Origin of the sequence: Streptomyces sp. CB03238, assembly GCF_002099185.1 — a bacterium.
GTDB lineage: Bacteria > Actinomycetota > Actinomycetes > Streptomycetales > Streptomycetaceae > Streptomyces.
In genome coordinates, this window is sequence record NZ_NBCN01000017.1 from 1 (window position 1) to 23233 (window position 23233).

Below are 23233 nucleotides of genomic sequence, written 5' to 3' on the forward strand. Positions count from 1 at the left end.
CACCCGTTCAAGAACCCAGCACGCGTGTCACCAACGTCTCCGGACAGCACACCTAGGCCCTGCCCGGCGGTTCCCCGGGCGCCCGCCGGTCAATGTGCGGGCATCCCGTCAGGCGTGGCAGGCGGGCAGTCCGCCGTGGAAGGCGACCATCTCCTGGAAGGACGCCAGTACGTCGATCCGGGCGCCCGGGGAGAGCCCCTCCAGCTCCGCGTAGGCCCGGTGCAGGTTGGCCACCAGCCGCTCGGAGTCCACCAGGTCGGCGAACGCGCCCAGCTCGGCGCGCTCTGCCGCCGCGAGCGGTCCCAGGCCGTCCCGCAGGCCCTCCTCGGCCAGGAGCTGGACCCAGCGCAGATACGCCTCCGTGGCGTCGAGCAGCTCGGGGCCGCCGACCGGGCCGTGCCCCGGTACGACCGTACGGGCCCCCAGGCCGCGCAGCCGTTCCAACGCCCGCAGGGAACCGGTGACGGAACCCATGAGCACGAACGGTGTGACGCCCGACCACACCACGTCGCCGGTGAACAGCACCGAGCGCTCCGGCACCCACACCACCACGTCGTTGGCGGTGTGCGCGGGGCCCACGTGCAGCAGCTCCACCCGCAGATCGCCCGCGTGCAGCGTCAGCGCGTCACGGAAGGTGAGTCCCGGCAGGGTCAGCGGGGTGTCGCCCCAGTCGACGCCGGGCCACAGACCGCGCAGACCCAGACCCGCCTCGGCGGTGTCGGAGCGGGTGCCCTCGTGCGCGACGATCACCGCGCGGGGGACGAACTGGCCGTTGCCGAAGGTGTGGTCGCCGTGGAAGTGGGTGTTGACCACATAGGCAGGGCCGCCGGGCACGACCCGCTCGACCTCCTCGCGCAGCCGCCGGGCACGGGCCTCGGTGGCGGCGGTGTCCACCAGCACACCGATGCCCTCGACGGCGATCAGGCCGGCGTTGTTCAGACACCATCCGCCGTCGGGCTGGACGAAGGCGTGCACACCCGGTGCGACCTCCCGCAACGTGCCGGGCGGGGCGACGGAGGCGGAGGCATGGACGGAGGGGGCGCTCACGCCGCCTCCCCGAGCTCGGCGGGCAGCCGGCGGAAGCGGCCCTGATGGAAGACGAGCGGGTCGGCCTCACCTGCACCGGCCCGCAGGGCGACGACCCGGCCGATGAGCAGGACGTGATCACCGGCGTCGTACGCCTGGTGCAACCCGCACTCGAAGTACGCCTCCGCGCCCGGCATCACCGCGTTGCCGGTGACACCGTCCACGGCGGCCAGCCGCAGCATCGCGGCCTGTCCCTGCGAGCGGTCGGAACGGCTGAACTCCTGGGCCAGGTCCCGCTGCGGCTCGGTGAGCACGTTCACCGCGAAGCTCTGCCGCCGGATCACCCGGGGGCGGATCTGGCCGTCGGCCTTCACGGACACCAGTACCAGCAGCGGGTCGAGGGACACCGATACGAAGCTGTTGAGGGTGGTGACCAGGGTTTCGTCACCGCTGCCCTGGGTGAGGAGGGTCACTCCGGTGGGGAAGCGGCCCATCGCGGACCGGAAGGATGCGATATCGGGCCGGGCGAGCAATGTGCTTGCCGCGTGGGTCATGGCGCCTGCTCCGTTTCGGGGTCGAAGCCTCGGTGGTACGGGCCTCAGTAGTTGCCGAGGCCGCCGCAGACGTTGAGCGCCTGCGCGGTGATGGAGGCGGCCAGGTCCGAGGTCAGATAGCCGACCAGGCCGGCGACCTCCTCGGGGGTCGAGTAGCGGCCGAGCGGGATCTTCGCGTTGAACTTGTCCTGGATCTCCTCCTCGCTGACCCCGTAGTGGCCGGCGTAACCCTGGCGCACCCGCTGTGCCATCGGCGTCTCGACGTAGCCGGGGCAGACCGCGTTGACGGTGATGCCGGTCTTGGCCAGCTCCTTGCCCACCGCCTTGGTGAAACCGATGACGCCGTGCTTGGAGGCGGAGTACGGGGCGGCCAGTTCCACGCCCTGCTTGCCGCCGGTGGAGGCGATGTTGACGATCCGCCCCCAGTCGCCCTCGCGCATCCGGCCGGTGCTCAGGACCTCGCGGGTGACCCGGAAGGTGCCGTTGAGGTTGGTCTCGATGACCTCGTTCCAGAGCGCGTCCTCGATCTCGGCGGTGACACCGCCGCCGCCCCGGCCCGCGTTGTTGACCAGGATGTCGATCCGCCCGAACTCGGCGACGGCCGCCTCGACCGCGGCGCGGATCTCCTCGGGCGATGTCACGTCGCAGACCGTGCCGGCCACCTCCAGGCCCTCTTCACGCAGCCGCTTCACGACCGTGCGCACGCTCTCCTCGCTCCGCGCGACGCCGAAGACGGCGGCGCCCTGGCGGGCCAGGAGTTCGGTCACGGCGAGGCCGATCCCGCTGGTCGCGCCGGTGACGAATGCGACTCGTCGTCCCGCGTCTGTCATCGTGCTCTCCCCGCTGTGGTCTGTGACCGGGCCGTCCGGTCGGTAGCGACCGTCCCAACGCCACCTCGCAGCCGCCTCGATTTCCTCTCGCGGTCGTCCTCCAGCCGAGCCCGACAGGGCGTCGAGCGGGGCGCGGGAGCGTAGCGGGGTATGGCGAAATCCCGTGCGCGCTCCCGCGTGCACAGTGAGCGAGGAGGGCCCGTGCCCGAACAGACGATTTCGGACGTACGGAAGTCGGTGACTGTCGCGGCCACGCCCGAGGACGCCTTCCAGGTGTTCGTCGAGCGGCCGCAGGACTGGTTCCCGCCGCACCACGTCCTGCTGAAGACCCCGCGGGTGGGTATCGCCTTCGACCGTGAGGCCGGAGGCCGCTACTACGAGTGGGACGCCGAGGGCAATGAGATGACCTGGGGCACGATCCGGGAGTACGTGCCGGGTGAGAAGCTGATCCTCACCTGGCGCATCGACGCGCGGTGGCAGCCGCTGCCGGACGACGAGAAGGCCGGCTTCATCGAGGTCTACTTCACGCCCGTGGACGAGCACCACACCAGGGTGGAGCTCGCGCACACTCAGATCTGGCGGGTCGGTGAGGGCGCCGAGCGCATGCACCAGGCCCTCGACGGGCCCAGCCCGGGTGACACCCTCGGCCGCTACGAGAAGCTCTTCTGAACCCGCCGAGCCCTGGCGGCGGCACCGGAGCGCCGGCGGAAGGCCCCGTCCCCGACGGGGCCTTCCGCCGTGCCGGGATGCCCGGCCCCCGGTGCGCACGTCCGGGCCGCCCATGGGCTGCCGGACGGCCCCGCGTTGCGGCCAGTGACACCCGGCCGGCGCATGGCCGCCGGCCGTACGCCCACCCGGGGCGCCGGGCCGTCGGCTGTTCCGGGCGGCCGGCGGCCCGGAGACCGGGAACTGCCCCAGGCGGTGCCCTGCGCGCGGGCGGGTACCGGCCGGGGCGCAGGGCGGTCACCGAGCCGTGCCGGTGACGCCGGCGCAAAGGGGCGTAACCACCGCGCCGGGTCGGCCGGGACGGCGCGTCAGGGCGTGGTGGTGGACGCCGTCGCCGCGGCGGCGGCGTCCGCCGCCTGGACGTCGGCCAGAAGCCGGGCCAGCGCGAGTGACTGGTCCTCGCGCAGGTCGTTCGGCGCGTTCCGGACGGCGAGTGAGAACGAGCGTACCGCGTTGAGGTACTGGTCGTCGGATTCCACGGTCAACTCCTCGGAGCCGTTCGGCCGTTCCAGCCGGATCGCGGTCGGGTGGCCGGCGGCCGGGGCGTACGCCCGCTCGACGCGGAGCCGCCCTTCGCTGCCGCAGAGTTCGTACGCCGACCGGTAGGCGTGCTCCATGCCGAACACCACCTGCGCGGTCGTCCCGCCGGGCGCCGACAGCAGGATCGCGCCGCCGGTGTCCACCCCGTGCACGGGGTGCCGGCGCAGCCGGGCCCCGCGGACCTCGAGCTCCGGTCCCAGGTGGAGCCAGGCGGCGAGCAGCGGGTGGACGGCGATGTCCAGCAGGGCGCCGCCGCCCAGCTCGGGCCGGTACCGGATGTTCCCCGGTGGCGGTGCCGGGATGGTGAACTCGCCGGTGAAACCGCGCAGTTCACCGATCGCGCCGTCCGCCAGCAGCTCCCGCACCCGGCGGTGCTGTCGGTGGTACGGGAACATGAAGTTCTCGGCGAGCACCAGCCCGCGGGAGCGCGCCAGTGCGAACAGCCGCTGCGTGGAGCCGGCGTCGGGTGTCAGCGGTTTCTCGCCCAGCACGTGCTTGCCCGCCCGCAGCGCCCGCTCGATCCACTCGGCGTGCAGCGACACGGGCAGCGGCACATAGACCGCTTCCACGCCGGGGTCCGCCAGCACCTGCGCGTAGCCCGTCACGGGCTCGCCCCCGTAACGGCCGGCCAGATCACGGGCCTTGGCCCCGTCCCTGCTGGCCACCGCCACCACCCGGCTGCCGGGATCGGCCGCGAAGGCGGGCAGCATCCGGCGCCGGGCGATGTCCGCACAGCCCAGGACGGCGATCCGGACCGGCTCCGGGCCGCCCGGTGGGGTGACAGCGCTGCTTCCGTTCATGCCGCTCACCCCAGGGTGTTGAGGCAGGTCACCAGAGTGCGGGCCTGCACGCTCAGGTATTGGCCGCGCCGGATGAGGTCGCCGAGCTGGGACGCGGTGAGCCAGGCGTACCCCGGGGGCAGCTCCTCGGTCAGGGTCTCGCCGGCCTCGGCGATCACATAGCGGAAGTCCGCGCCGAGGAACCGGCCGCCCTCCTCCGCCTGGACGGCGTCGTAGCGGATCAGGCCGGGACCGGCGCCCAGCACCTGGTCGAGGAAGAGGGGCTGCTCGTCGTCGTCGTAGTTGCCCGGGCGGCACTGCACCGTCGGACCCAGCTCCAGCGCGTCGACCAGACCGCCCTCCACCTTGGCGTGCACCAGGGCGTGCAGGACTCCGTCGAACTCCCGCACCAGCAGCGCCGCCAGGCCGGGGCCGTGGGGCTCGATGAGAGGCTGGCTCCAGGAGGTGACCTCGCGGTTGCCGGCCTCGACCCTGACCCCGACCACCCGGAAGTGCCGGCCGTCGTCGCGGACGATCGCCTCGTCGGTGTGCCGCCAGCCGGGCAGGTCGCGCAGCGGGATCCGGGTGGCGTCCACCCAGTGTTCGCAGAGCTGGTCGGTGTGCCAGCGCAGCAGTTCGGGCAGGGTGGTCAGGGCGCCGGCGGAGGGCTCCCGGGAGGCCGCGAGTGCCCGCTGGAACCGGTCGGCGGGCCCGTCGACGGCCGCGCCGACCGAGGGCAGGCAGGACAGCACCGTCCGCGAGTCCATGTTGATCACGGTGTCGCGGGCGAGCAGCCCGTATATCTGTCCCAGGGTCAGCCAGCAGAAGTCCTCGTCGTACGCGATCTCCTCGTCGACCAGTTCGACGATCATGTTGCGGTTGCGCTTGCGGTAGAACCACCAGCCGTGCTCCGACTGGAGGCTGTCCGCGATGGTCCGGTCGCCGCGCGCGCCGAGGAAGAACTCGATGTGTCTGACCGCGGCACCGTTGTGGGCGCGCGTGTAGTTGCTGCGGGTGGCCTGGACGGTGGGGGAGAGCTGGAGCAGCGGACGGTTGCCCGGCTCCATCTTCGCCTGCATCAGGAAGTGCAGGACCCCGTCGAACTCCTGGCAGAGGATACCGAGGACACCGGTCTCCGGCTGGTTGATGACGGGCTGGTGCCACTGCGGATAAGGCCCGTTGGAGGTCTGTACGCGCAGCCCCTCGACCGAGTAGAACCGCCCGCTGCGGTGCACCAGGTTCCCCGTGTCGGCCGCGAAATGCCACCCGTCGATCTCCGTGAGCGGTACCCGCTCCGACGAGAACACATGCGCTGTGCGGCGGGCCTCCAGCCAGGCGTCGAACTCCGCTGTCGGCAGCCGTACCCCGTCCCTGGCTGCGGCCGACCGGGCCAGCCGCTCGGTGAGCGGGGCCTGCCCGGCGGCCGGTTCCGCCGGGCCGCGCGATGCTGTGAGTGAGGGTGACACGGGCTACCTCCCTGGGGCGATCGTCATGACGCGACGCCAGGTTCCTGACGCCGGCTAGAGCCCGGGGACAGGAACGCATGAGCGAGCAGCCGGCGGGCGTTGCCGCCCAGGATCAGCTCCGACTCCCGTTCGTCCAGCCCCAGTTCGCGCACGGTCCGCACCGGGTCCTCGTCGGCCAGGTCGAAGGGCGTGTCCGTGCCCAGCAGCACATGCTCCGCCCCGACGTCGGCGACCAGGCGGGCCAGCTGCTCGCGGGAGAAGACGGCGGTGTCGTAGTACAGCCCTCGCAGCCAGGTGCTGGGCGGGGACGAGGAGGCCCTGGCCGGTGGTTTACGGGCCCACCCGAGGTCCAGGCGGCCCGCCAGGGCCGGCAGGCAGCCGCCGCCGTGCGCCAGGCACAGCGGGAAGCGGTGCCGTTCCAGCACCCCGCCGAGGACCAGCCGGGACACCGCCAGGGCCGTCTCCATCGGGAAGCCCACCAGCTGGGCCATCCAGTAGGCGCGGGTGCGTTCCGGTTCCACCGGCACGCTGGGGTGCAGGAAGGTGAAGGCCTGCCGCCGGGCGAGGAAGGCCCACAGCTCCTCGTTGACCGGGTCGTCCAGCTCGCGTCCCAGGCCCTGGCTGCCGATGGCCACCCCCGCCATGCCCAGGTCGTCCAGGCAGCGGCGGGCCTCCTCGGCGGCGGACGGGTCCCCCACCGGAACCGTGCCCAGGGCGCACAGCCGGTCCGGGGCCCCGGCGGCGTACCCGGCCAGGGCGTCGTTGCCGCGACGGATGAGCTCCCGCAGCAGTACCGGGTCGGTGAGCCCCGAACCCATCAGGAACGGTGGCAGGGCCACCGCGTGGCACCCCACCCCCGTCCGGTCCATGAGCGCGAGACGCGCCCCGACCTCGACCTGCGCCGGTGGACAGGGCAGCGGGGCGTCCTTGGCCACCCCTGAGATCCGCGGGTCGATCCGTACGACATGGGCCTCGTCCAGTCCGTCGAGCGCGGCCAGTGAGCGGTCACCGAGCCAGCGCAGCAGGGGCAGGGGCATCGCATGGGTGTGGATGTCCACGGCCCCCCGGGTGCCGGGCGCAGGGCCCCGGCCGGTCACGACCACGCCGGGGACAGGTCGTAGTCGGCCACGCCCATGCCGGTGATCCACTCCTGGACCGGTTCGTAGGCGAGGATCCGGGCCGGCCGGTCGGCGAGCCCCGCCAGCGTGAGCCAGCTGCGGATCTCATGCGCGCCGTTGCCGGCCGCCTCCAGCTCCCGGTCCGCCATGTCCAGGACGTCGTCGAACCGGTTGGCGGCCATCCGGTCGAGGAACCAGCGGTCGAACTCGGTGTCGATCTCGCCGACCCGCTCGGTGCCGATCGTGTGCGAGAGGCCACCGGCGGCGACCACGGCGACCCGGTCCACCGCCGTGCACTCCGCGAGGGCCTTGCCCAGCGCAGCCCCCAGCTCGTGGCAGCGGCGCAGCGCCGGCATCGGGGCGACGGCACAGTTCTGCAGTATGGGCACCAGCGGCAGGCGCAGTGTCTCGTCGACGGCGTGGTAGACCGTCATCACCCCGTGGTCGAGGTGGAGGTCGTGGGAGAGGGCCGGTTCGAAGCCCTGGCCGAGCAGATGGCGGGTCAGCTCGTGCGCGAGGGCGGAGTGGCCCGGTACGTCACCGTGCGGCATGGGCAGCCAGGGCTCGGCGGGCCCGGTGTGCCGGTCGGCCAGGCCCACGCAGTGCTGCGGGAAGTTCCCCAGGAAGAAGTTGGTGAAGTGCTCGTTGGAGATCACCACCACGGCTTCGGCGCCGCCCTCCCGGACCCGCCGCACCGCCTGCCCCAGGCCGTCGAAGAAGCGGTCCCGCTGCGCGGCCGGCGCGATGTCCCGGGCAGCCAGCATCATCGGCGCGTGCGAGGCCGCGAACGCCGCTACGACGCGCGCCATCGCGGGCTCCCCTCCACCGCCGAGGCGGTACCGGTCAGCATCGCCCGGTAGCCGTCGCGGGTGATCCCGCAGGACCGGGCGAAGGCGTTCAGCAGCACCGGGTGCACACCCAGCAGGGTGAGCGCGCGGAGGTCCCGGCCCAGGAGGGCCGCCCGCTCGGCGCCGGACAGTTCGTACCCGTCGTCGGACGGCTCCGGCCGCCCGCGTTCACCGGCCCGCAGCCGGTCGAAGACTGCTCTTTGCAAGGTGTAGGCGCTCATACGCCGACGTTAGGCAGCCGGCACGGCCCGGGGCCACGACGGTTCCACTGAGTCGAAGCCCACCGGACGTGCGCTGCCGGGCCTTGCACTCAGTGGAAGAGCTCCACCGCCGGTCGACCCGTGCGTGCTGGGATCGGGGCGGACCTGTGCGCCGAACCCCGGAGGGGACCGACCATGTTGACTGTCGAGCAGGCCGCCGGCCTGCTGCTTGACGCCGAGCGGTCGGCGACCGACCGGCCACCGCTGACCGACCAGTGGCCGCAGCTCGACCTGGCGACGGCCTACGCCGTGCAGGACGAGACCCTGCGCCGCCGAGAGGCCGGGGGAGACCGGCTGGTCGGGGTGAAGCTGGGCCTGACCTCCGCCGCCAAACAGCGCCGGATGGGTGTGGACGCCCCGCTGACCGCCTGGCTGACCGAGAGCATGATGCTGGCCGAGGGCGACCCCGTACCGCTGAAGAGGCTGATCCACCCCCGGGTCGAGCCGGAGATCGTGTTCGTGATGGCGGAGCGGCTGGCCGGGCCGGGGGTGACCCCCGAGACCGCGCTGCGCGCGGTCGGCGAGGTCCGCGCCGGGCTCGACGTGATCGACAGCCGCTACCGGGACTTCCGCTTCACGCTGCCCGACGTGGTCGCCGACAACGCCTCGTCGGCCGCCTTCGTCGTCGGCTCCCGGGTACGCGCCCCCGGCGGCACGGACCTGGTCGGCGAGGGCTGCGAGCTCGAGGTCGACCGCCGGGTCGTCGACCGGGCCACCGGAGCCGCCGTACAGGGCGACCCCGCGGCCGCCCTCGCGCTGGCCGCGAACTCCCTCGGCTCCCGCGGGCTGGCTCTGGAGCCCGGCTGGATCGTGCTTTCCGGCGCGCTGACCGACGCCGTCCCGGTCGGGCCGGGCAGCCGGGTGACCGCCCGTTACACCTCCCTCGGCGCCGTGACCCTGGAGGCGTGAGATGCCGCTGGTGGAGGTCACGCTGGTGCAGGGGCGCGACGGAAAGCAGCTGAGGGAACTGCTGCACCGGCTGCACGCGGCCGTGCGGGACTCGGTCGGCGCGCCCGACGACGCCATCCGCGTGGTCATCAGGGAAGTGCCCGCCGCGCACTGGTCCGCGGGCGACATGACGATGGAGGAGCGGAGGGCGAGCGCATGAACGCTGCTGTGGAGTGGTTCCCCCATGTCATCGGCGGGGAGCGGACGGAGTCGGCGGACGGCGCCCGGTTCGCCTCCGTGGACCCCTGGACCCGCCGGCCGTGGGCCGAGGCCGCCTCGGGAGGCGCCGAAGACGTCGAACGGGCCGTGGCCGCCGCCCGCGAGGCGTACGACGAAGGGCCCTGGCCCCGGATGTCCGCCGGGGAGCGCGGCCGACTGCTGCACCGGCTCGCGGACCTGATCGAGGAGCACGCCGACGCCCTGGCCCTCGCCGACTCCCGTGACATGGGCAAGCCGGTGGCCGACGCCCTGGCCAAGGACGTCCCGCGCACCGCCGCCAACTTCCGCTTCTTCGCCGACCACGCCCGGCTCACCCCCGCCGAGACCTATCCCGCCGAAGGCGGCCACCACATCTACACCCGGTACGAGTCCGCGGGCGTGGTCGTGGCCATCTCCCCGTGGAACTTCCCGCTGATGCTGGCCTCCTGGAAGGTCGCTCCGGCGCTGGCGTGGGGCAACACGGTGATCCTGAAGCCCGCCGAGCAGTCCCCGGCGTCGGCCACCCTGCTGGCAGGGCTGGCCCTGGAGGCCGGCATCCCGCCGGGTGTGCTCAACGTCGTGCACGGCTTCGGCCCGGGGTCGGTGGGCGAGCGGCTCGTCTCCCATCCGGGCGTGGACCGGATCACCTTCACGGGCGAGTCCGGCACCGGCCGGGCCATCGCCGCGAACGCGGCCCGCAACCTCACCCCGGTGAGCCTGGAACTCGGCGGCAAGGGCGCCAACCTCGTCTTCGCCGACGCGGACCTGGAACGGGCCGTGCGCTGGTCGGTCCAGGCCGCCTTCGCCAACGCCGGGCAGGTCTGCCTGGCCGGCAGCCGGCTGTACGTACAGCAGGAGGTGTACGAGGAGTTCCTGGACCGGTTCACCGGCGCGGCCGCGCGGCTCCTCCCGGGAGATCCGCAGGACCCGGCGACCCGGATCGGCCCGCTGTCCTCCGCCGAGCACCACGCGAAGGTCCGCTCGTACCTGGAGGGTGCCGAGCGGGCCGGCGGAAAGCTGATGTCCACGGGTGGCGGTGACGGCTGGACGGTCCTGCCGACCACCGTCACCGGACTTCCCCGGTCGGCGGCGATCTGGCACGAGGAGGTCTTCGGACCGGTCGTCACCGTCGCCCCCTTCACGGACGAGGCGGAGGCGGTACGGGAGGCCAACGCCACCCGGTTCGGCCTGAACGCCATGGTGTTCACCGACGATCTGCACCGCGCCCACCGGGTCGCGGGCGCCCTGAAGGCGGGGACGGTCTGGACGAACTGCTTCTTCGTCCGCGATCTGCGCGCGCCCTTCGGCGGGGCCGGCGACTCGGGTGTGGGCCGTGAAGGCGGCACCTTCAGCCGGGAGTTCTTCACCGAGCCCAAGGCCGTGGTCATGGAGATCGACGGCGCGCGCTGACGGGAGGGACCCAGCCGCCGGCGCCCCGGTCTTCCCTGGGAGGGAGGGCCGGGGCGCCGGTGTCCGTCCGGGACCCGCGGGACGAGGGTTCAGACGCGGGCCGGTTCCGGAGCGGGCACCCACAGCGGGTTGAACCGCTCGTGCACATAGATGTGCATCCGCGGATTGCAGCTGATCACGTACTCCTTGCGGGAGCACGGGATGTTGCCGGGATTCCACCGCCCGTCCCCCGCGTCGATCATCCGGCGGGTGCCCGACAGCCCGTTGCGGGCCAGGTGGTGCCCGATCGGCACCCCGGGCGGTGGCAGCAGCAGGCCGGCGTTCTCCTCGGTCAGGATGACGCGGTTCACGCTCATCACCTCCCCTTCCGGGGTGATGAGCCGCGAGAACCGCTCGATGACGGGCTCGTCCGCCACCAGCCCCAGGGCGTCACGGATCTCCTCGGCGAGACCGATCGCTCCGCGCGGCCCCTGGAAGTCGATGACGGTGCTGAGGTCCGTGGAGAACCACGCCTCCAGGAGGACGGTGGTGGAACCGTCCGCGGCCAGCAGCATCTTCGTCGCCGCGGACCCCGCCGCCGGCGTGCCCGACTCCAAGCCCACCCGCTCCATGGTCATGACTCCCTCTCCTCACCTGCGGCCGGCAATTCAGCGCCAGGCCGCGACGACGTCGAGCGCCTGCTGCGGGTTGAGCCGGGGATCGCACAGGCTCGTGTACGCGGACCCGAGCCCGTCGAGCTCCGCCTCAGCACGGACGCACTCGTGCACCGCGTCGGGCGTGGTCTCCAGGTGGATCCCGGCGGCCACCCCGCCCATCGAGGACACGGCGGCCCGGAACGCCCGGACCTCGCGGACCACGCTGTCCACGAGCCGGGTCTTGAACCCGTTGGGAGCCTTCACGGTGTTGCCGTGCATCGGGTCGCACAGCCAGATCACCGGATGCCCCGCCGAGCGCACCGCGTCGACCAGCACGGGCAGCTTCTGCGGCAGCGCCTGGTGGCCCATGCGGGAGATCAGCGTCAGCCTTCCCGGGGTACGGTCGGGATCGAGCCGCTCGCACAGCCGCAGCAGCTCGTCCGGCGTCATCGACGGACCGACCTTGCAGGCCACCGGGTTGACCACCGAGGCCAGCAGCTCCACATGGGCGCCGTCCAGCTGCCGGGTGCGCTCACCTATCCACGGCCAGTGGGTGGAGGTGAGCAGCAGGCGGCCGCTCGACTCGCGGCGTACCAGCGGGAGTTCGTAGTCCAGCAGCAGCGCCTCGTGGCTGGTCCACAGGGGCGCGTCCACCCGCGGCTGCCGTCCGCCGACGCCGCGCAGGTACGCGGTGGCGTCCTTGGCGGCGTGGTAACCGGTCAGCAGCCGGGCCGGGTCCGGGACGCGCAGGTGGGGCGCCGGCCCCGGACTGTTGACCAGGTGCCCGCGGAAGACCTGCAGTTCCTGGCCGTCGACCTGTTCCACCGGACTGGACCGTGGTTTGGCGAACTGCCCCGCCACCCGGCCCACCCGCACCACCGGCTTGCCGGTGCCGAGCTTCATCACGCCCGCCAGCGCGTCCAGCAGGGCGGCCTTCCTGGACAGGTGGGCGGGGGTGCATTCGGCCGGGTCCTCGGCGCAGTCCCCGGACTGGATGACGTGGTAGGCGCCGCCCGCCACCTCGGCCAGGACCAGCCGCAGTTGCCGCACCTCCTCCGCGGTGACCAGACCGGGGGCCTGGGCCAGCCGGCCCACGGCGGTGTCGAGGGCCTGCTGGTCCGGCCACTCGGGCTGCTGACCGGCGGTGAGTGCGCGACACCGGTACGCCAGTTCGTCCGGAATCGGCGAACCCTGTGGCGCACGTTCACGAAGAAAGCCTGTGTCAACGGTCATGCCAGCCCTCCGTAGCGTTCTGGGTCGATTCGCAGGGCAGAACAACAGCCGTTCCTGGAGCGCTGCTTGAGGCCCCATGACGAGTGCACGGGGCGTATTGACCACTGCCCCAGCGGGTCTTGAGGACCGCGCCCCACGATGAGTGCCGCCAAATCGTCGGGGCGTGCTGCGGAAATGGGGCCAGGATGGCGGGAAACACACGGGAGGCGGGCGCCTCGGTCACCCGTCGCGCACTGGCCATCCTCGGGGCCTTCGACATGGCCCACCAGCATCTGTCGCTGTCGGACATCGCCCGGCGCACCGGCCTGCCGCTGGCCACCGCGCACCGCATCCTCGCCGAGCTGGTGGCCTGGCGCGCGCTCGAACGCGGCCCGGACGGCCGCTACCGGGTCGGGCTGCGGCTGTGGGAACTGGGCACCCTCTCGGTGACCCGTACCCGGCTGCGCGAGAGCGCGCTGCCGTACCTGCAGATGCTGTACGAGGTCACCCGTACCGATGTGCACCTCGCCGTGCCGGACGGCTCCGACGTGGTCTACATCGAGCACCTGGGCAGCCGCCGCACGGGCGGCCCGCCCGGCGTGATGGGCATGCGGGTCCCGCTGAAGCGCTCCGCCGCGGGCCTGGTACTGCTCGCGCACGGCCGCCACGAGGAGCCGGGACCGTGCCCGCGGCTCGCCGAGATCCGGCGGCGCCGCTGCGCGGTCCTCGCCGACGCGGTGCGGCCCGGCATGTGCTCGGTGGCCGTACCCGTGATGGGCGGTGACGGCACCGCCGTCGCCGCCGTGGGGCTGAGCGTCGCCGCCTTCTCGGACGCCAAGGGCTGTCTGCCGGTACTGCTCGCCGCGGCCGGCCGGATCCGGCAGAGCTTCGCGCGGACCCCCGCGGAGGAGTCCACCGGCCGTGCCGTGTTCGCGGTGGCCGGCGCATGAACCGAAGGAGAGGACGTATGCGTACCCAGGTGGGAATCATCGGCGCGGGCCCGGCCGGACTGCTGCTGGCGCAGCTGCTCCACCGCCAGGGCGTCGACTCCGTCGTGCTGGAACGCCAGGACGAGGCATACGTACGGAGCCGGATACGCGCGGGCGTGCTGGAACCGGCCACCGTGGAGGCCCTGTGCGAGGCGGGCGCCGGAGAGCGCCTGCTGCGTGAGGGCCTGGTCCACCACGGCATCGAACTGCGCTTCGGCGGCCGCGGCCACCGCATCCCGGTGAGCCGGCTGGCGGGTGGCCGGGCCATCACCGTGTACGGGCAGCAGGAGGTCGTCGCCGACCTCATCGATCTGCGCCGGTCCGTCGGCGCTCCCCTGGAGTTCGGCGCCGAGGTCACCGCCGTCGCGGGCACCGACTCCGCCTCACCGGTGATCACCTACCGCACGGCGACGGGCGAGCACGAGCTGCGGTGCGATTTCATCGCCGGCTGCGACGGCTTCCACGGAGTGAGCCGAGCCGCGGTACGGCCCGGTTCCCTGCGTACGTACCAGCGCGACTACCCGTACGCCTGGCTGGGTGTCCTGGCGGCCGTGCCGCCGTCCGCGGAGGAGCTCGTCTACGCCCGGCACGAGCGCGGGTTCGCCCTGCACAGCATGCGCTCCCCCCAGATGAGCCGCTTCTACCTCCAGGTGGAGCCCGGCACCAAGGCCACCGACTGGCCCGACGAGCGGATCTGGAAGGAGCTGCGGACCCGGCTCGCCACCGACGACGGCCGGCGGCTCGACGAGGGCGAGATCGTCGACCGGAGCGTCACGGGCATGCGCAGCTTCGTCTGCGGCGAGATGCGCCACGGGCGGCTGCTGCTGGCCGGGGACGCGGCGCACATCGTCCCGCCCACCGGCGCCAAAGGACTCAACCTGGCCGTCGCCGACGCCCGGGTGCTCGCCCGCGCGCTGACCGCCCACTACCGCGCGGGCGACCCGGGCCCGCTCGACTCGTACACCGCCACCTGCCTCGAACACATCTGGCGGGCCCAGGACTTCTCCTCCTGGATGACCACCCTGCTGCACCGGCAGGAGGGCGCGGCCGGGGAGTTCGACGACCGCGCGCAGCTCTCCCGGCTGGAGTACCTGTGCCGGTCCAGGGCCGCGGCGACCGCACTGGCCGAGAACTACGTCGGCACGGGCCTGCTGTGCCCGGCGTGATCCGCCGGGCTCCCGGGGGCGGGGAGCGCGTCCCCGCCCCTCGGGGGCTTGCCGGTCCGCGGCTTACGCCTGGCTCGCGGCCAGCCGGGCGAAGTAGCGGCCCGGGTCGTCCAGGTCGTGGCGGATGAGGCGGGACCGGGTGCGCAGCCCGTCCTCGGTGCGTACCAGCACGTCCGTGACCGTACAGCTCGGTTCGAAGGTCACCGCCCCCTCCTCGTCGGTGACGCTGACCAGCGCGGTGGCGGTGACCCGCACGGTGCCGTCGGCGAGCGGCTCGATCCGCCGGCCGTCGAACCAGTGCCGGATCGTGCTGGTCCCGTACCGGGGGATGGCGGCCCGCATCCCGCCGATCAGCGCCTCACGGCCCTCCAGCTGCCAGGCGCCCTCGTAACCGAAGACGCAGTCGTCGGTGAAGGTGCCGGCGAACGACACCAGATCGCGTCCTTCCAGCAGCGGCATCTGATGGGCGTAGAAGCTCTGTACCTCCACGTACAGGTCCGCACTGACGACGGGGGCCACGGCGGGGCCTTGCGTGGTCTGCGACACGGCACAACTCCTTCGGCTGGGACGGCGTGCCGCATCCCGACAGCGGCCGCACGGGACCACCGTGCGGGCGGCGCCCACAGCGGCGCTGGAGCCGCGCTCCAGCGGGCCGGGCATCGCTCCTCCCACGCGGTCGAGTTCCGGGCGACCCCTGTTCGAGGACCCGCTCCTACCGTCGTCGGGCGGGCTGCGCACCAGGGCAGCCGAGGCGCACGTCAACTCGAAGGAGAGTCCATGACCAGCGAGGTCATCCCCCCGAAGAGCCGGGAAGTACGGCTGGTCTCCTATCCCGGGGACGAGGTCACCCTGGAAAACTTCGAGGTCGCCGAGGTCGAACTCGGTGAGCCCGGTGAGGGACAGGTGGTCGTACGCAACGACTGGATGTCGCTCGGCACGGTCTACCGCGACCAGATGCGGCCCGCCACCGACATCCCGATCCCGGTGTTCCAGCCGGGACAGGCCATGTGGGGCCGCACCGTCGGCACGGTCATCCTGTCCAACAGCCCCGACTTGGCCGTCGGTGACCTGGTGGAGCACTTCAACGGCTGGCGCGAGTACGCGGTGGGCCACGCCGGAGGCTTCTTCAAGCGGGACCGGGCACAGCTTCCGTCCGCCGAGTACTTCCTGTCCAACGGCCCGACGGCGTGGCGCGGCATGGTCGACATCGCCCAGGTGCGGGAGGGCGATGTGGTCTTCGTGTCCGGTGCGACCAGCGGCGTCGGCTGCCTGGCCGGGCAGATAGCCAAGGCCCTGGGCGCCGGGAAGGTCATCGGCAGCACCGGCTCCAAGGAGAAGATCGACTTCCTGACCCAGGAGGCCGGTTACGACGCGGCCTTCGACTACCACGACGGCCCGGTCGCCGAGCGGCTGCGTGAGCTGGCCCCGGAGGGCATCGACGTCTTCTTCGACAACGTCGGCGGCGAACAGTTCGAGGCGGCCGTGCAGGTGGCGGCCCCCGGCGCCCGATTCGCCCTCTGTGGCTCGCTCGCCGGGCAGCACGGCGACCACGAAGGTGCCGCGCCCCGTCTCGACCTCCCGGGCCTGATCCCCCGGGAGCTGACCCTGCGCGGCTTCGCCACCCTGCACACCCCGGACCAGATCGAGGGCTGGAACGCGCAGTTCAGCACCTGGCTGAGCGAGGGGAAGGCGAGCTTCCCGCACACCGTCGTCGAAGGCGGGGTGGCCGCGCTGCCGGAGGCGATGATCGCGCTGCTGAAGGGCAAGCACACCGGCACGGCCGTGGCCCGGCTCTCGTGAACGCCTCACCCGGCCCGCGCCGTCGGTGCCGTACCCGGTACGGCACCGACGGCGTTGGACGTTCCGCACGACCCATCCCGCGAGGAGGACACACCGATGCCTGTTGCTGAACTCGACACCGGACTGGGGGCGGTGGCCGAGAAACTCTCCCACCTGGCGGCCCAGCACGCGGCCGACGCCGACACCACCCGCCGGCTCGCCCCCGAGGTGGTGGCGGGGCTGCGCGAGGCCGGCTTCGCCCGCCACTTCGTGTCCTCCCGCTGGGGCGGCACCGACGGCACCTTCACCGAACTGGTCGGCGGTGTGCTGACCGTCTCCCAGGCATGCGCGTCGACCGGCTGGTGCGCTTCCCTGCTCGCCGCCTCCTCGCGGTTCGCCGCCCACCTGCCCGAGGCGGGGCACGAGGAGCTGTGGGGCGGCGGCCCCGACGCCTTCATCGCCACCGGCCTCGTGCCCTCCGGCAAGGCGCAGGCCGCCGACGGCGGGTGGCGGCTGAGCGGCTCGTGGTCGTACATCAGCGGTGTGGACTTCGCGGACTGGGTGCTGCTCTGTGGCGCGGTGGCCGGCGAGGGCCCCCCGGAACTCCGCTTCTTCGCCCTCCCCAGGGGCTCGTTCGAGACGATCGAGACCTGGGACTGCGCGGGGATGCGGGCGACCGGCAGCCACACCGTGGTGGTCTCCGGGGCATACGTCCCCTCCCATCGCTCCTTCGCCCGCGCCGACATGGAGACCGGCCGCAACAGCTGGTCCACCCAGCCCACCCACAACGTCCCCTTCCAGGCGTCCGGCGCGCTGACCTTCATCGGTCCCGCCGTCGGCGCGGCCCAGGGGGCCCTGAAGGCGGCCGCGGCCGGGCTGGCGAACAAGAAGCGCTTCGACGCCGCCGAGGTGGAACTGGTCCGCGCGTCGGGCCGGATCGACGCCGCCCGCCACCTCGTGGAACAGAATGCCCAGGTCATCGACGCCCGGGCGTTCACCCCCGAGTTCATGGCCCGCAACCAGCGCAACGCCTCGTTCTCCGGGGAGCTGGTCGCCGACGCGCTGACCGGCCTGCTGCGGGCGGCCGGAACCGCCGGGCTCACCGAGTCGGGTTCGCTGCAACGGTTCTGGCGGGACGTCACGGCGGCCACCAGCCATGTGGCGCTGCGCTTCGACATCACGAAGGCGGCCCGCAACTACTCCGCGGCCTTGTTCGCCGACGCGTAGGGAGCCACGACGCCAAGGGGGCCGGTCCGCTTCGGACCGGCCCCCGCTGTGTTCCGTGTGGGCGTCACACCATGGCCGCCGCCGCCCGGGACCAGGCCATCAGGTCGAAGCCCTCGGCCGAGGCCTCCCGCGCGGTGAGCCCCGCGTCCGCGGCCAGCAGCCTGCGGGCCACCATGTGGTCGGCGGGCCGGTTCACCGACTCCACCCCCAGCAGCCGGCCCCCGCCGAAGCAGAGCACGGAGAACCGACCGGCCGCCAGGGCGCCGGTGACCACCGTCTCCTCGTGCCTCGCCGTCAGCCCGGCGATCTGCACACTGACGGCGTGCTGAGTGGTCCAGAACCGGGGAACGGCCCGGTACGGCACCGGGTTCCCGCAGATGTCGGCGGCGACGGCACGGGCCGTGTCGGTGGCGTTCTGCACCGACTCCAGGCGCACCGACTCCAGGCGCACCGGCCGTCCGGCCGGATCGCCCGGATGACGGGCACAGTCCCCGACGGCGCTGATCGCCGGATCACTGGTACGCAGGTACGCGTCGACCACGATCCCGTCGTCGGTGACCAGCCCCGCGTCCTCGGCCAGAGCGGTGTGCGGCCGTACGCCGACACCGACGACCACGAGGTCGGCGGGCAGCACCACACCGTCGTCCAGCGCCACCCCGCGTACCCGCCCCCGCAGGTCGCCCAGGAAGCCCGTCACCCCACGGCCGAAGCGGAACTCCGTGCCGTGGGCGCGGTGTTCCCCGACCAGGTGCGCGGCGGACGTCTCGCTCAGTACCCGCGCCATGGCCCGGGGCTGCGTCTCGACCACCATCACCGGCACGCCCCGCTTGGTCGCCGCCGCGGCCACCTCCAGGCCGATGAACCCGGCGCCGACGACGACCAGCCGCCGGCACGGCTCCAGCCGCCGGCGTACCTCCCGGGCGTCGGCGACGGTACGCAGGGTCACGACGCCGTCCAGTCCGGCCCCCGGCACGTCGAGGGTCCGCGGCCGCGCGCCGAGGGCCAGCACCAGCCGTTCGTACGGCAGCCGCCGGCCCGAGCCGAGCACGACCCCGCGCCCTGCCCGGTCGACGGCGACCGCCGGATCGCCCGCGATCACGTCGATGCCCTGCTCGTCGTAGTACGAACGGGCACGCAGGACCACGTCCTCGAAGCCGCCCCCGGACCCGCCCAGGAAGTCCTTGGACAGCGGCGGGCGCTGATAGGGGAGCACCCCCTCGCCCGCGACCAGGGTGACCGGGGCCCGGCAGCCGCCCTCGCGCAGCGCGGCGGCGACCGTGCACGCGGCCTGGCCGCCCCCCACCACGACCACGGGCCCGGGGGCGCTCACAGCTGCCGCTCCGGCATGTCCACGACCAGGCCGTCGATGTCGTCGGTGACCGGGAGCTGGCAGCTCAGACGGCTGTTGTCGCGCCGCTCGCAGGCGGTCGTGTAGAGCAGCTCGTGCTCGATGTCGGGCATCGGCGGGAGCGGTGCCGTGGAGTCCTCGGCTATGTAGACGTGGCAGGTCCCGCACATGGCCCCGCCACCGCACTCGCCCACGATGCCCCGGACGCCGTTGATGACCGCGCCGCGCATCACCGAGTTGCCGTTGGGGACTTCGAGCACCGTGACGGTTCCGTCCGGATGCCGGTAAGTGATCTTGGCCATGTGAGGTCCTCCGCGATGTCTGGCAGCCGTACCACCTCCCCACCGTGCGGCCGGACGCTGGGGAGGTGCTGGAGGGCTTCTCGAACCGGGCCGGGCCCGGACAGCGCCGCTCCAGGCCGGTTCGAGAGCACCACCCGACCCTGGGCCGTACACATGACGCTCTTGGACCCCGACGGAGGCCCCATGTTGCAGACCACCCAGCGGCTCGAATGGACGGCCGCAGGGCCCGACGAGCGCCTGGAGTACGCGACACTCGACGTCCCGCTGGACTACGCCGACCCGGAGGGCGAGCGCATCTCGATCGCCGTCAGCAGGCTGCGGGCCAAGGACCCGGTACGCCGGCGCGGCATCCTGCTGGGCGTCAGCGGCGGTCCCGGGGGCGACGGCGGCCAGGGCCGTGACCTGCCCGGCCGGCTGTACGACACCCCGCTGGCCGATGTCTACGACCTCATCGGCTTCGACCCCCGCGGCACCGGCGCCTCCACCCAGCTGTCCATCGAGGTCACGCCGACCACCGCGCCCTTCGACTCGCGGCCGCCCGACGAGGTGTTCGCGGCGATGGCCGCCGACATGTACGAGCGGGAGCAGGGCTGCCGACGCGCGGGCGGCACCGTGCGCCCGCACATCAACACCCGCAACACCGCCCGGGACATGGACGCCATCCGGGCGGCCCTGGGGGAGGACCGGCTCAGCTTCCTCGGCTACGCCTACGGCAGTTACGTGGGCGTGGTGTACGGGACGATGTTCCCCGCGCGCCTCGACCGCAGCGTCCTCGACTCGTGCGTGCACCCCGGCTGGACCTGGCGCCGGCAGTTCCTGGCCCAGGCCGCCGCGGTCCGCGCCAATGTGGACCGGTGGTCGGAGTGGACCGCCCGACGCAACGGCCACTTCGGCCTGGGCACCACGGCGCGGGAGGTGTTCGCGGCCGTGGAGCGGGTAGCCGCCCGGCTCGAAGCCCAGCCGCACGGCACGCACGCCCGCACCTCCTTCGACGGCACCGTGGGCAGCCTGGCCACCGACCGCTCGGCGTGGGAGAAGCTGGGCCTGCTGGTCGGCGGGCTGCTGGCCGCGACCGCCGAGGGCGACGCCGAGCGGGCGGGCACCCTGCTGGCCCGGCACAGCACCGGCGGCTGGGGCGCGCGGGCCAACGAGCAGGTCCGCCAGAGCGTGCTGGAGGCGGTCACGCTGGAGACCGAGTGGCCGGCCGATCTGGAGACGTACTACGCGGACATGCGCGAGTGCCGGGAGAAGTACCCGTTCGGCCACGGGGTGCTGCGCGCGGCGCCCTGGGTGGGTGCCTTCCGTACCTTCGAGTCCCCCGAACCGCCGACCGTCCCGGCCCGGGACGGCTATCCGGTGGGCCTGATCGTGCAGGCCGACGGCGACCCGCTGGACGACCACGAGGGCGGGGTCGCCATGGCCGAGCTGCTCGGCCACCACCTGATCACGGTGGAGGACTCGGGCGACCACGAGGTCTACGTGCTCAGCGGCTCCAATCCCGAGCTGGAGGCGTACGTCGAGGGCTACCTGGTGGACGGGGTCCTCCCGCCGGCCCGGGTGAGCGTGCCCGGCGCCCATCCCGTCCCCGCGATCCCGGAGGACTGACCCGTACGGGCACGCGGAAGGGGCCGGTCGTCCGTGACCGGCCCCTTCCGCGTGCCGCCGCTAGATGTCCCAGCGGGGGACGTCCAGGATCTCCAGCACCGCGGCCCCCCAGCTGTAGCCGCCGCCCACACCCACCAGCACCACCCGGTCGCCCGGCCTGGCCCGTCCCGAGACCATCAGGTGGTCCAGGCTGCCGAACTGGTCGCCCGCCCCCAGATGTCCGACCGTACGGCTGAACTCCCACGTGGTCTTCGCCGGGTCGATGCCGAACTGCTCGAAGTAGATGGAGTTGAGCCTGCGGCGCCCGAAGTGCGGCAGCAGCACCCAGTCCGCGTCCGGCAGTTCCAGCCCGGCGTCGGCGAGGGCCTCCTTGACCACCACCTGCTGGCCGGCATTGGCCCGGCTGATGGCGAACGAGAGGCCGAACTCCTTCATGAACGACCGCTTGGCGGCTTCGAAGTCCACCGGGATCCGGTTCGCGAACGGCGCGTCACCGAACGGGTCGTCGCCCCGGTGCATCGGCTCCAGCGCCGAGTCGGAGTACATCGCCAGCGAGCGCACCCGGGCGAAGCCGCCGCGCCGGGACAGCACCACGGCCGTGCCGGAGTCGGCGTAGGGGGTTCCGGGGTCGGTCCGCCAGCGGTCGAAGCCGGGCAGGCAGTAGCGGTCCGCGGTGCTCAGCAGCGCGTCGCCGGTGCGCGGCAGACCCTTCAGATACGCGGCGGCCAGGTCCAGCATGGCGATACCGCCGTTGGACATCTGCTTGATCTCGATGGCCGGGCAGGTGTTGCCGAGCGTCTCGCGCTGGATGTACGAGGCGACGGGCCAGGCGTCGTGCCCCTGGTGATAGGTGTCGGCGTGCAGGATCAGGCCGACCTCGGCACCGGTGGACCCGGCGCGGGCCAGCGCGCTGCGCGCCGCGGCCACGCCCATCTCGGCGGCGGACTCGCCCAGCGAGACCGAGACCGACTCGACGTCCGTACGGGCGACGAGCTGGGGCGTGCACGCACCGGAGGCGATGGCGTCGGCCACCGGCAGCAGGGCGGGGAAACGCACGCCGGTGGCCCGTAGGTAGATGTCGTCCAGTTTCACCGGTGCTCACCTCGTCGTCGTCGCGGGGCTCATGGCCACCCCGTCCGCGATCAGCTGTCTGACGTCGGCGGGCGTCAGCCCGCACTCGAACAGGACCTCCTCCGTGTGCCCGCCGGGCCGCGGGGCGGGGTCCGGGAGCCGTGGCGGGGTCGCGGAGAACCGTGGGGCGGGGGCGGGCTGGAGCCGGCCGTCCCCGGTCACATAGGTGCCGCGCTCCCGGTGGTGCGGGTGCGCGGCGGCCTCGGTGACGTCCAGGACGGGCGTCGCACAGGCCTGCGTCCCGTCGAACAGCGCGGCCCACTCGTCTCGCGTACGGCTGGCGAACCGCTCGGCGAACAGCGTCCGCAGGGCCGGCCAGTTGGCCGCGTCGGCACGGTCCGGCAGCGACTCGGGGGCCAGCCCCAGACCGGCCAGCAGCTCACGGTAGAAGGGCTCCTCCATGGCACCGACGGCCATGTACCGCCCGTCGGCGCAGGTGTAGACGTCGTAGTACGGTGCCCCGCCGTCGAGCAGGTTGCCGGCGAGCCGGGGACGCCAGTTCCCCGATGCCGTCATCGACATCAGCATCCCGAACAGCGCGGCGGTGCCGTCCGTGATGGCCGCGTCCACCACCTGGCCGCGCCCGGAGCGGCCGCGCTCCAGCAGTGCGGCGAGCACACCGGCGACGAGCAGCAGGCCACCCCCGGCGAAGTCCCCGATCACATTGAGCGGCACGGCGGGCGGCCCCTCACCGCGCCCGATGGCGGCGAGCCCGCCGGACAGGGCCAGGTAGTTGATGTCGTGGCCGGGGGCCTGGGCCAGCGGCCCGTCCTGCCCCCACCCGGTCATCCGGGCGTAGACCAGGCCGGGATTGCCGGCCCGGCAGTCCTCCGGGCCGATGCCCAGACGCTCGGCGACCCCCGGCCGGTAGCCCTCCACCAGGACGTCGGCGCGAGCCGTCAGCCGCAGCAGGGCATCCACCCCGCGCCGGTCCTTCAGGTCCAGCGCCACCGAGCGGCGTCCGCGGTCGAAGACCCGGTGCTCGTCGGCGTACGGCCGTACGCCGTCCGTCCGGTCCACCCGCACCACGTCAGCGCCGAGGTCCGCCAGGAACATGCAGGCGAACGGCGCGGGGCCGATGCCGGTCAGCTCGACGACGCGCACTCCTCGCAGCGGGCCCCCCATGGGCTTCTCCT

General features: G+C 73.1%; 24 protein-coding genes. 9 read left to right on the plus strand and 15 right to left on the minus strand.

Annotated features, from left to right (window positions below; translation table 11 throughout):
• Nucleotides 1-108: 108 nt before the first annotated feature.
• Genes BKD26_RS27285 through BKD26_RS27295 form a run of 3 tightly spaced genes read right to left on the minus strand, consistent with a single transcriptional unit; the run spans nucleotide 109 to nucleotide 2410 of the window.
• A complete protein-coding gene (locus tag BKD26_RS27285; RefSeq protein ID WP_084903371.1) occupies nucleotides 109-1047 on the minus strand; it encodes an MBL fold metallo-hydrolase in 939 nt (312 codons plus the stop codon).
• Nucleotides 1044-1580 carry a flavin reductase family protein gene (locus BKD26_RS27290; RefSeq protein ID WP_084903373.1) on the minus strand — a complete coding sequence of 179 codons (537 nt, stop codon included), beginning with the start codon at nucleotides 1578-1580 and terminating at the stop codon, nucleotides 1044-1046. Before BKD26_RS27290 ends, BKD26_RS27285 begins: the two co-directional genes overlap by 4 nt.
• Nucleotides 1581-1624: 44 nt before the next feature.
• Nucleotides 1625-2410 (minus strand): SDR family NAD(P)-dependent oxidoreductase, encoded by a 786-nt coding sequence (locus tag BKD26_RS27295; protein WP_084903376.1) that lies wholly within the window; start codon nucleotides 2408-2410, stop codon nucleotides 1625-1627.
• Between the two features lie 201 nt (nucleotides 2411-2611).
• Here BKD26_RS27295 and BKD26_RS27300 point away from each other — a divergent pair, with 201 nt between their 5' ends.
• Nucleotides 2612-3079: an SRPBCC domain-containing protein gene (locus BKD26_RS27300; RefSeq protein WP_179166723.1), complete on the plus strand. Its 468-nt coding sequence runs from the start codon at nucleotides 2612-2614 to the stop codon at nucleotides 3077-3079.
• Between the two features lie 365 nt (nucleotides 3080-3444).
• On the opposite strand, the gene BKD26_RS27305 is transcribed toward BKD26_RS27300, so the two are convergent.
• From BKD26_RS27305 to BKD26_RS27325, 5 genes are read right to left on the minus strand one after another with little or no spacing between them, the layout of a single operon-like run.
• The gene (locus tag BKD26_RS27305) at nucleotides 3445-4476 is read right to left on the minus strand and encodes a Gfo/Idh/MocA family oxidoreductase (protein WP_084903381.1); all 1032 of its coding nucleotides are present in this window, start codon (nucleotides 4474-4476) and stop codon (nucleotides 3445-3447) included.
• 5 nt (nucleotides 4477-4481) lie between these two features.
• Nucleotides 4482-5921, minus strand: a complete 1440-nt coding sequence (locus tag BKD26_RS27310; RefSeq protein WP_084903383.1) for an NDP-hexose 2,3-dehydratase family protein — start codon at nucleotides 5919-5921, stop codon at nucleotides 4482-4484.
• A 23-nt stretch (nucleotides 5922-5944) separates the two neighbouring features.
• Entirely contained in the window at nucleotides 5945-6979 is a 1035-nt protein-coding gene (locus tag BKD26_RS27315) for an amidohydrolase family protein (RefSeq protein ID WP_206603723.1), read from the minus strand.
• A gap of 35 nt (nucleotides 6980-7014) precedes the next feature.
• Entirely contained in the window at nucleotides 7015-7848 is an 834-nt protein-coding gene (locus BKD26_RS27320; RefSeq protein ID WP_084903385.1) for a hypothetical protein, read from the minus strand.
• Entirely contained in the window at nucleotides 7833-8108 is a 276-nt protein-coding gene (locus tag BKD26_RS27325; protein WP_084903387.1) for a hypothetical protein, read from the minus strand. Before BKD26_RS27325 ends, BKD26_RS27320 begins: the two co-directional genes overlap by 16 nt.
• Before the next feature lie 174 nt (nucleotides 8109-8282).
• On the opposite strand from BKD26_RS27325, the gene BKD26_RS27330 reads away from it, so the two are divergent.
• The 3 genes from BKD26_RS27330 to BKD26_RS27340 are packed head-to-tail and all read left to right on the plus strand — an operon-like array spanning nucleotide 8283 to nucleotide 10703.
• On the plus strand, nucleotides 8283-9056 hold the full coding sequence (locus BKD26_RS27330) for a fumarylacetoacetate hydrolase family protein (RefSeq protein ID WP_084903389.1): 774 nt from the start codon (nucleotides 8283-8285) through the stop codon (nucleotides 9054-9056).
• Between the two features lies 1 nt (nucleotide 9057).
• The gene (locus BKD26_RS27335) at nucleotides 9058-9255 is read left to right on the plus strand and encodes a tautomerase family protein (protein WP_084903391.1); all 198 of its coding nucleotides are present in this window, start codon (nucleotides 9058-9060) and stop codon (nucleotides 9253-9255) included.
• On the plus strand, nucleotides 9252-10703 hold the full coding sequence (locus BKD26_RS27340; RefSeq protein WP_241518871.1) for an aldehyde dehydrogenase: 1452 nt from the start codon (nucleotides 9252-9254) through the stop codon (nucleotides 10701-10703). The genes BKD26_RS27335 and BKD26_RS27340 overlap by 4 nt, the downstream gene beginning before the upstream one ends.
• Nucleotides 10704-10792: 89 nt before the next feature.
• Here BKD26_RS27340 and BKD26_RS27345 read toward each other — a convergent pair whose 3' ends face one another.
• Both BKD26_RS27345 and BKD26_RS27350 read right to left on the minus strand, forming a co-directional pair.
• Nucleotides 10793-11320 carry a hypothetical protein gene (locus tag BKD26_RS27345; RefSeq protein WP_084903397.1) on the minus strand — a complete coding sequence of 176 codons (528 nt, stop codon included), beginning with the start codon at nucleotides 11318-11320 and terminating at the stop codon, nucleotides 10793-10795.
• Between the two features lie 30 nt (nucleotides 11321-11350).
• A complete protein-coding gene (locus BKD26_RS27350) occupies nucleotides 11351-12571 on the minus strand; it encodes a 3-deoxy-7-phosphoheptulonate synthase (RefSeq protein ID WP_084903400.1) in 1221 nt (406 codons plus the stop codon).
• A 185-nt stretch (nucleotides 12572-12756) separates the two neighbouring features.
• Between BKD26_RS27350 and BKD26_RS40925 the strand changes: the two genes are divergently transcribed.
• Complete coding sequence (locus tag BKD26_RS40925) at nucleotides 12757-13500, plus strand: IclR family transcriptional regulator (protein ID WP_084903403.1); 744 nt, start codon at nucleotides 12757-12759, stop codon at nucleotides 13498-13500.
• 17 nt (nucleotides 13501-13517) lie between these two features.
• Nucleotides 13518-14705, plus strand: coding sequence for a 4-hydroxybenzoate 3-monooxygenase (locus BKD26_RS27360; protein ID WP_084903406.1), 1188 nt, complete (start codon nucleotides 13518-13520; stop codon nucleotides 14703-14705).
• A 63-nt stretch (nucleotides 14706-14768) separates the two neighbouring features.
• Here the strand turns inward: BKD26_RS27360 and BKD26_RS27365 are convergent, their stop codons facing one another.
• A complete protein-coding gene (locus tag BKD26_RS27365) occupies nucleotides 14769-15251 on the minus strand; it encodes a nuclear transport factor 2 family protein (protein ID WP_206603724.1) in 483 nt (160 codons plus the stop codon).
• 231 nt (nucleotides 15252-15482) lie between these two features.
• Here BKD26_RS27365 and BKD26_RS27370 point away from each other — a divergent pair, with 231 nt between their 5' ends.
• Entirely contained in the window at nucleotides 15483-16505 is a 1023-nt protein-coding gene (locus tag BKD26_RS27370; RefSeq protein ID WP_084903411.1) for an NADP-dependent oxidoreductase, read from the plus strand.
• A gap of 96 nt (nucleotides 16506-16601) precedes the next feature.
• Nucleotides 16602-17711 carry a hypothetical protein gene (locus BKD26_RS27375; RefSeq protein WP_084903414.1) on the plus strand — a complete coding sequence of 370 codons (1110 nt, stop codon included), beginning with the start codon at nucleotides 16602-16604 and terminating at the stop codon, nucleotides 17709-17711.
• 64 nt (nucleotides 17712-17775) lie between these two features.
• Here BKD26_RS27375 and BKD26_RS27380 read toward each other — a convergent pair whose 3' ends face one another.
• Both BKD26_RS27380 and BKD26_RS27385 read right to left on the minus strand, forming a co-directional pair.
• Entirely contained in the window at nucleotides 17776-19041 is a 1266-nt protein-coding gene (locus BKD26_RS27380; protein ID WP_084903416.1) for an FAD-dependent oxidoreductase, read from the minus strand.
• Nucleotides 19038-19361, minus strand: a complete 324-nt coding sequence (locus BKD26_RS27385) for a 2Fe-2S iron-sulfur cluster-binding protein (protein WP_084903419.1) — start codon at nucleotides 19359-19361, stop codon at nucleotides 19038-19040. The genes BKD26_RS27380 and BKD26_RS27385 overlap by 4 nt, the downstream gene beginning before the upstream one ends.
• A 183-nt stretch (nucleotides 19362-19544) precedes the next feature.
• Here BKD26_RS27385 and BKD26_RS27390 point away from each other — a divergent pair, with 183 nt between their 5' ends.
• Nucleotides 19545-20966, plus strand: coding sequence for an alpha/beta fold hydrolase (locus tag BKD26_RS27390; RefSeq protein ID WP_241518872.1), 1422 nt, complete (start codon nucleotides 19545-19547; stop codon nucleotides 20964-20966).
• 60 nt (nucleotides 20967-21026) lie between these two features.
• Here the strand turns inward: BKD26_RS27390 and BKD26_RS27395 are convergent, their stop codons facing one another.
• Nucleotides 21027-22058 (minus strand): ketoacyl-ACP synthase III family protein, encoded by a 1032-nt coding sequence (locus BKD26_RS27395; protein WP_084903424.1) that lies wholly within the window; start codon nucleotides 22056-22058, stop codon nucleotides 21027-21029.
• Nucleotides 22059-22064: 6 nt separating this feature from the next.
• Nucleotides 22065-23222, minus strand: a complete 1158-nt coding sequence (locus BKD26_RS27400) for a CaiB/BaiF CoA-transferase family protein (protein WP_084903427.1) — start codon at nucleotides 23220-23222, stop codon at nucleotides 22065-22067.
• Between the last annotated feature and the right edge of the window lie 11 nt (nucleotides 23223-23233).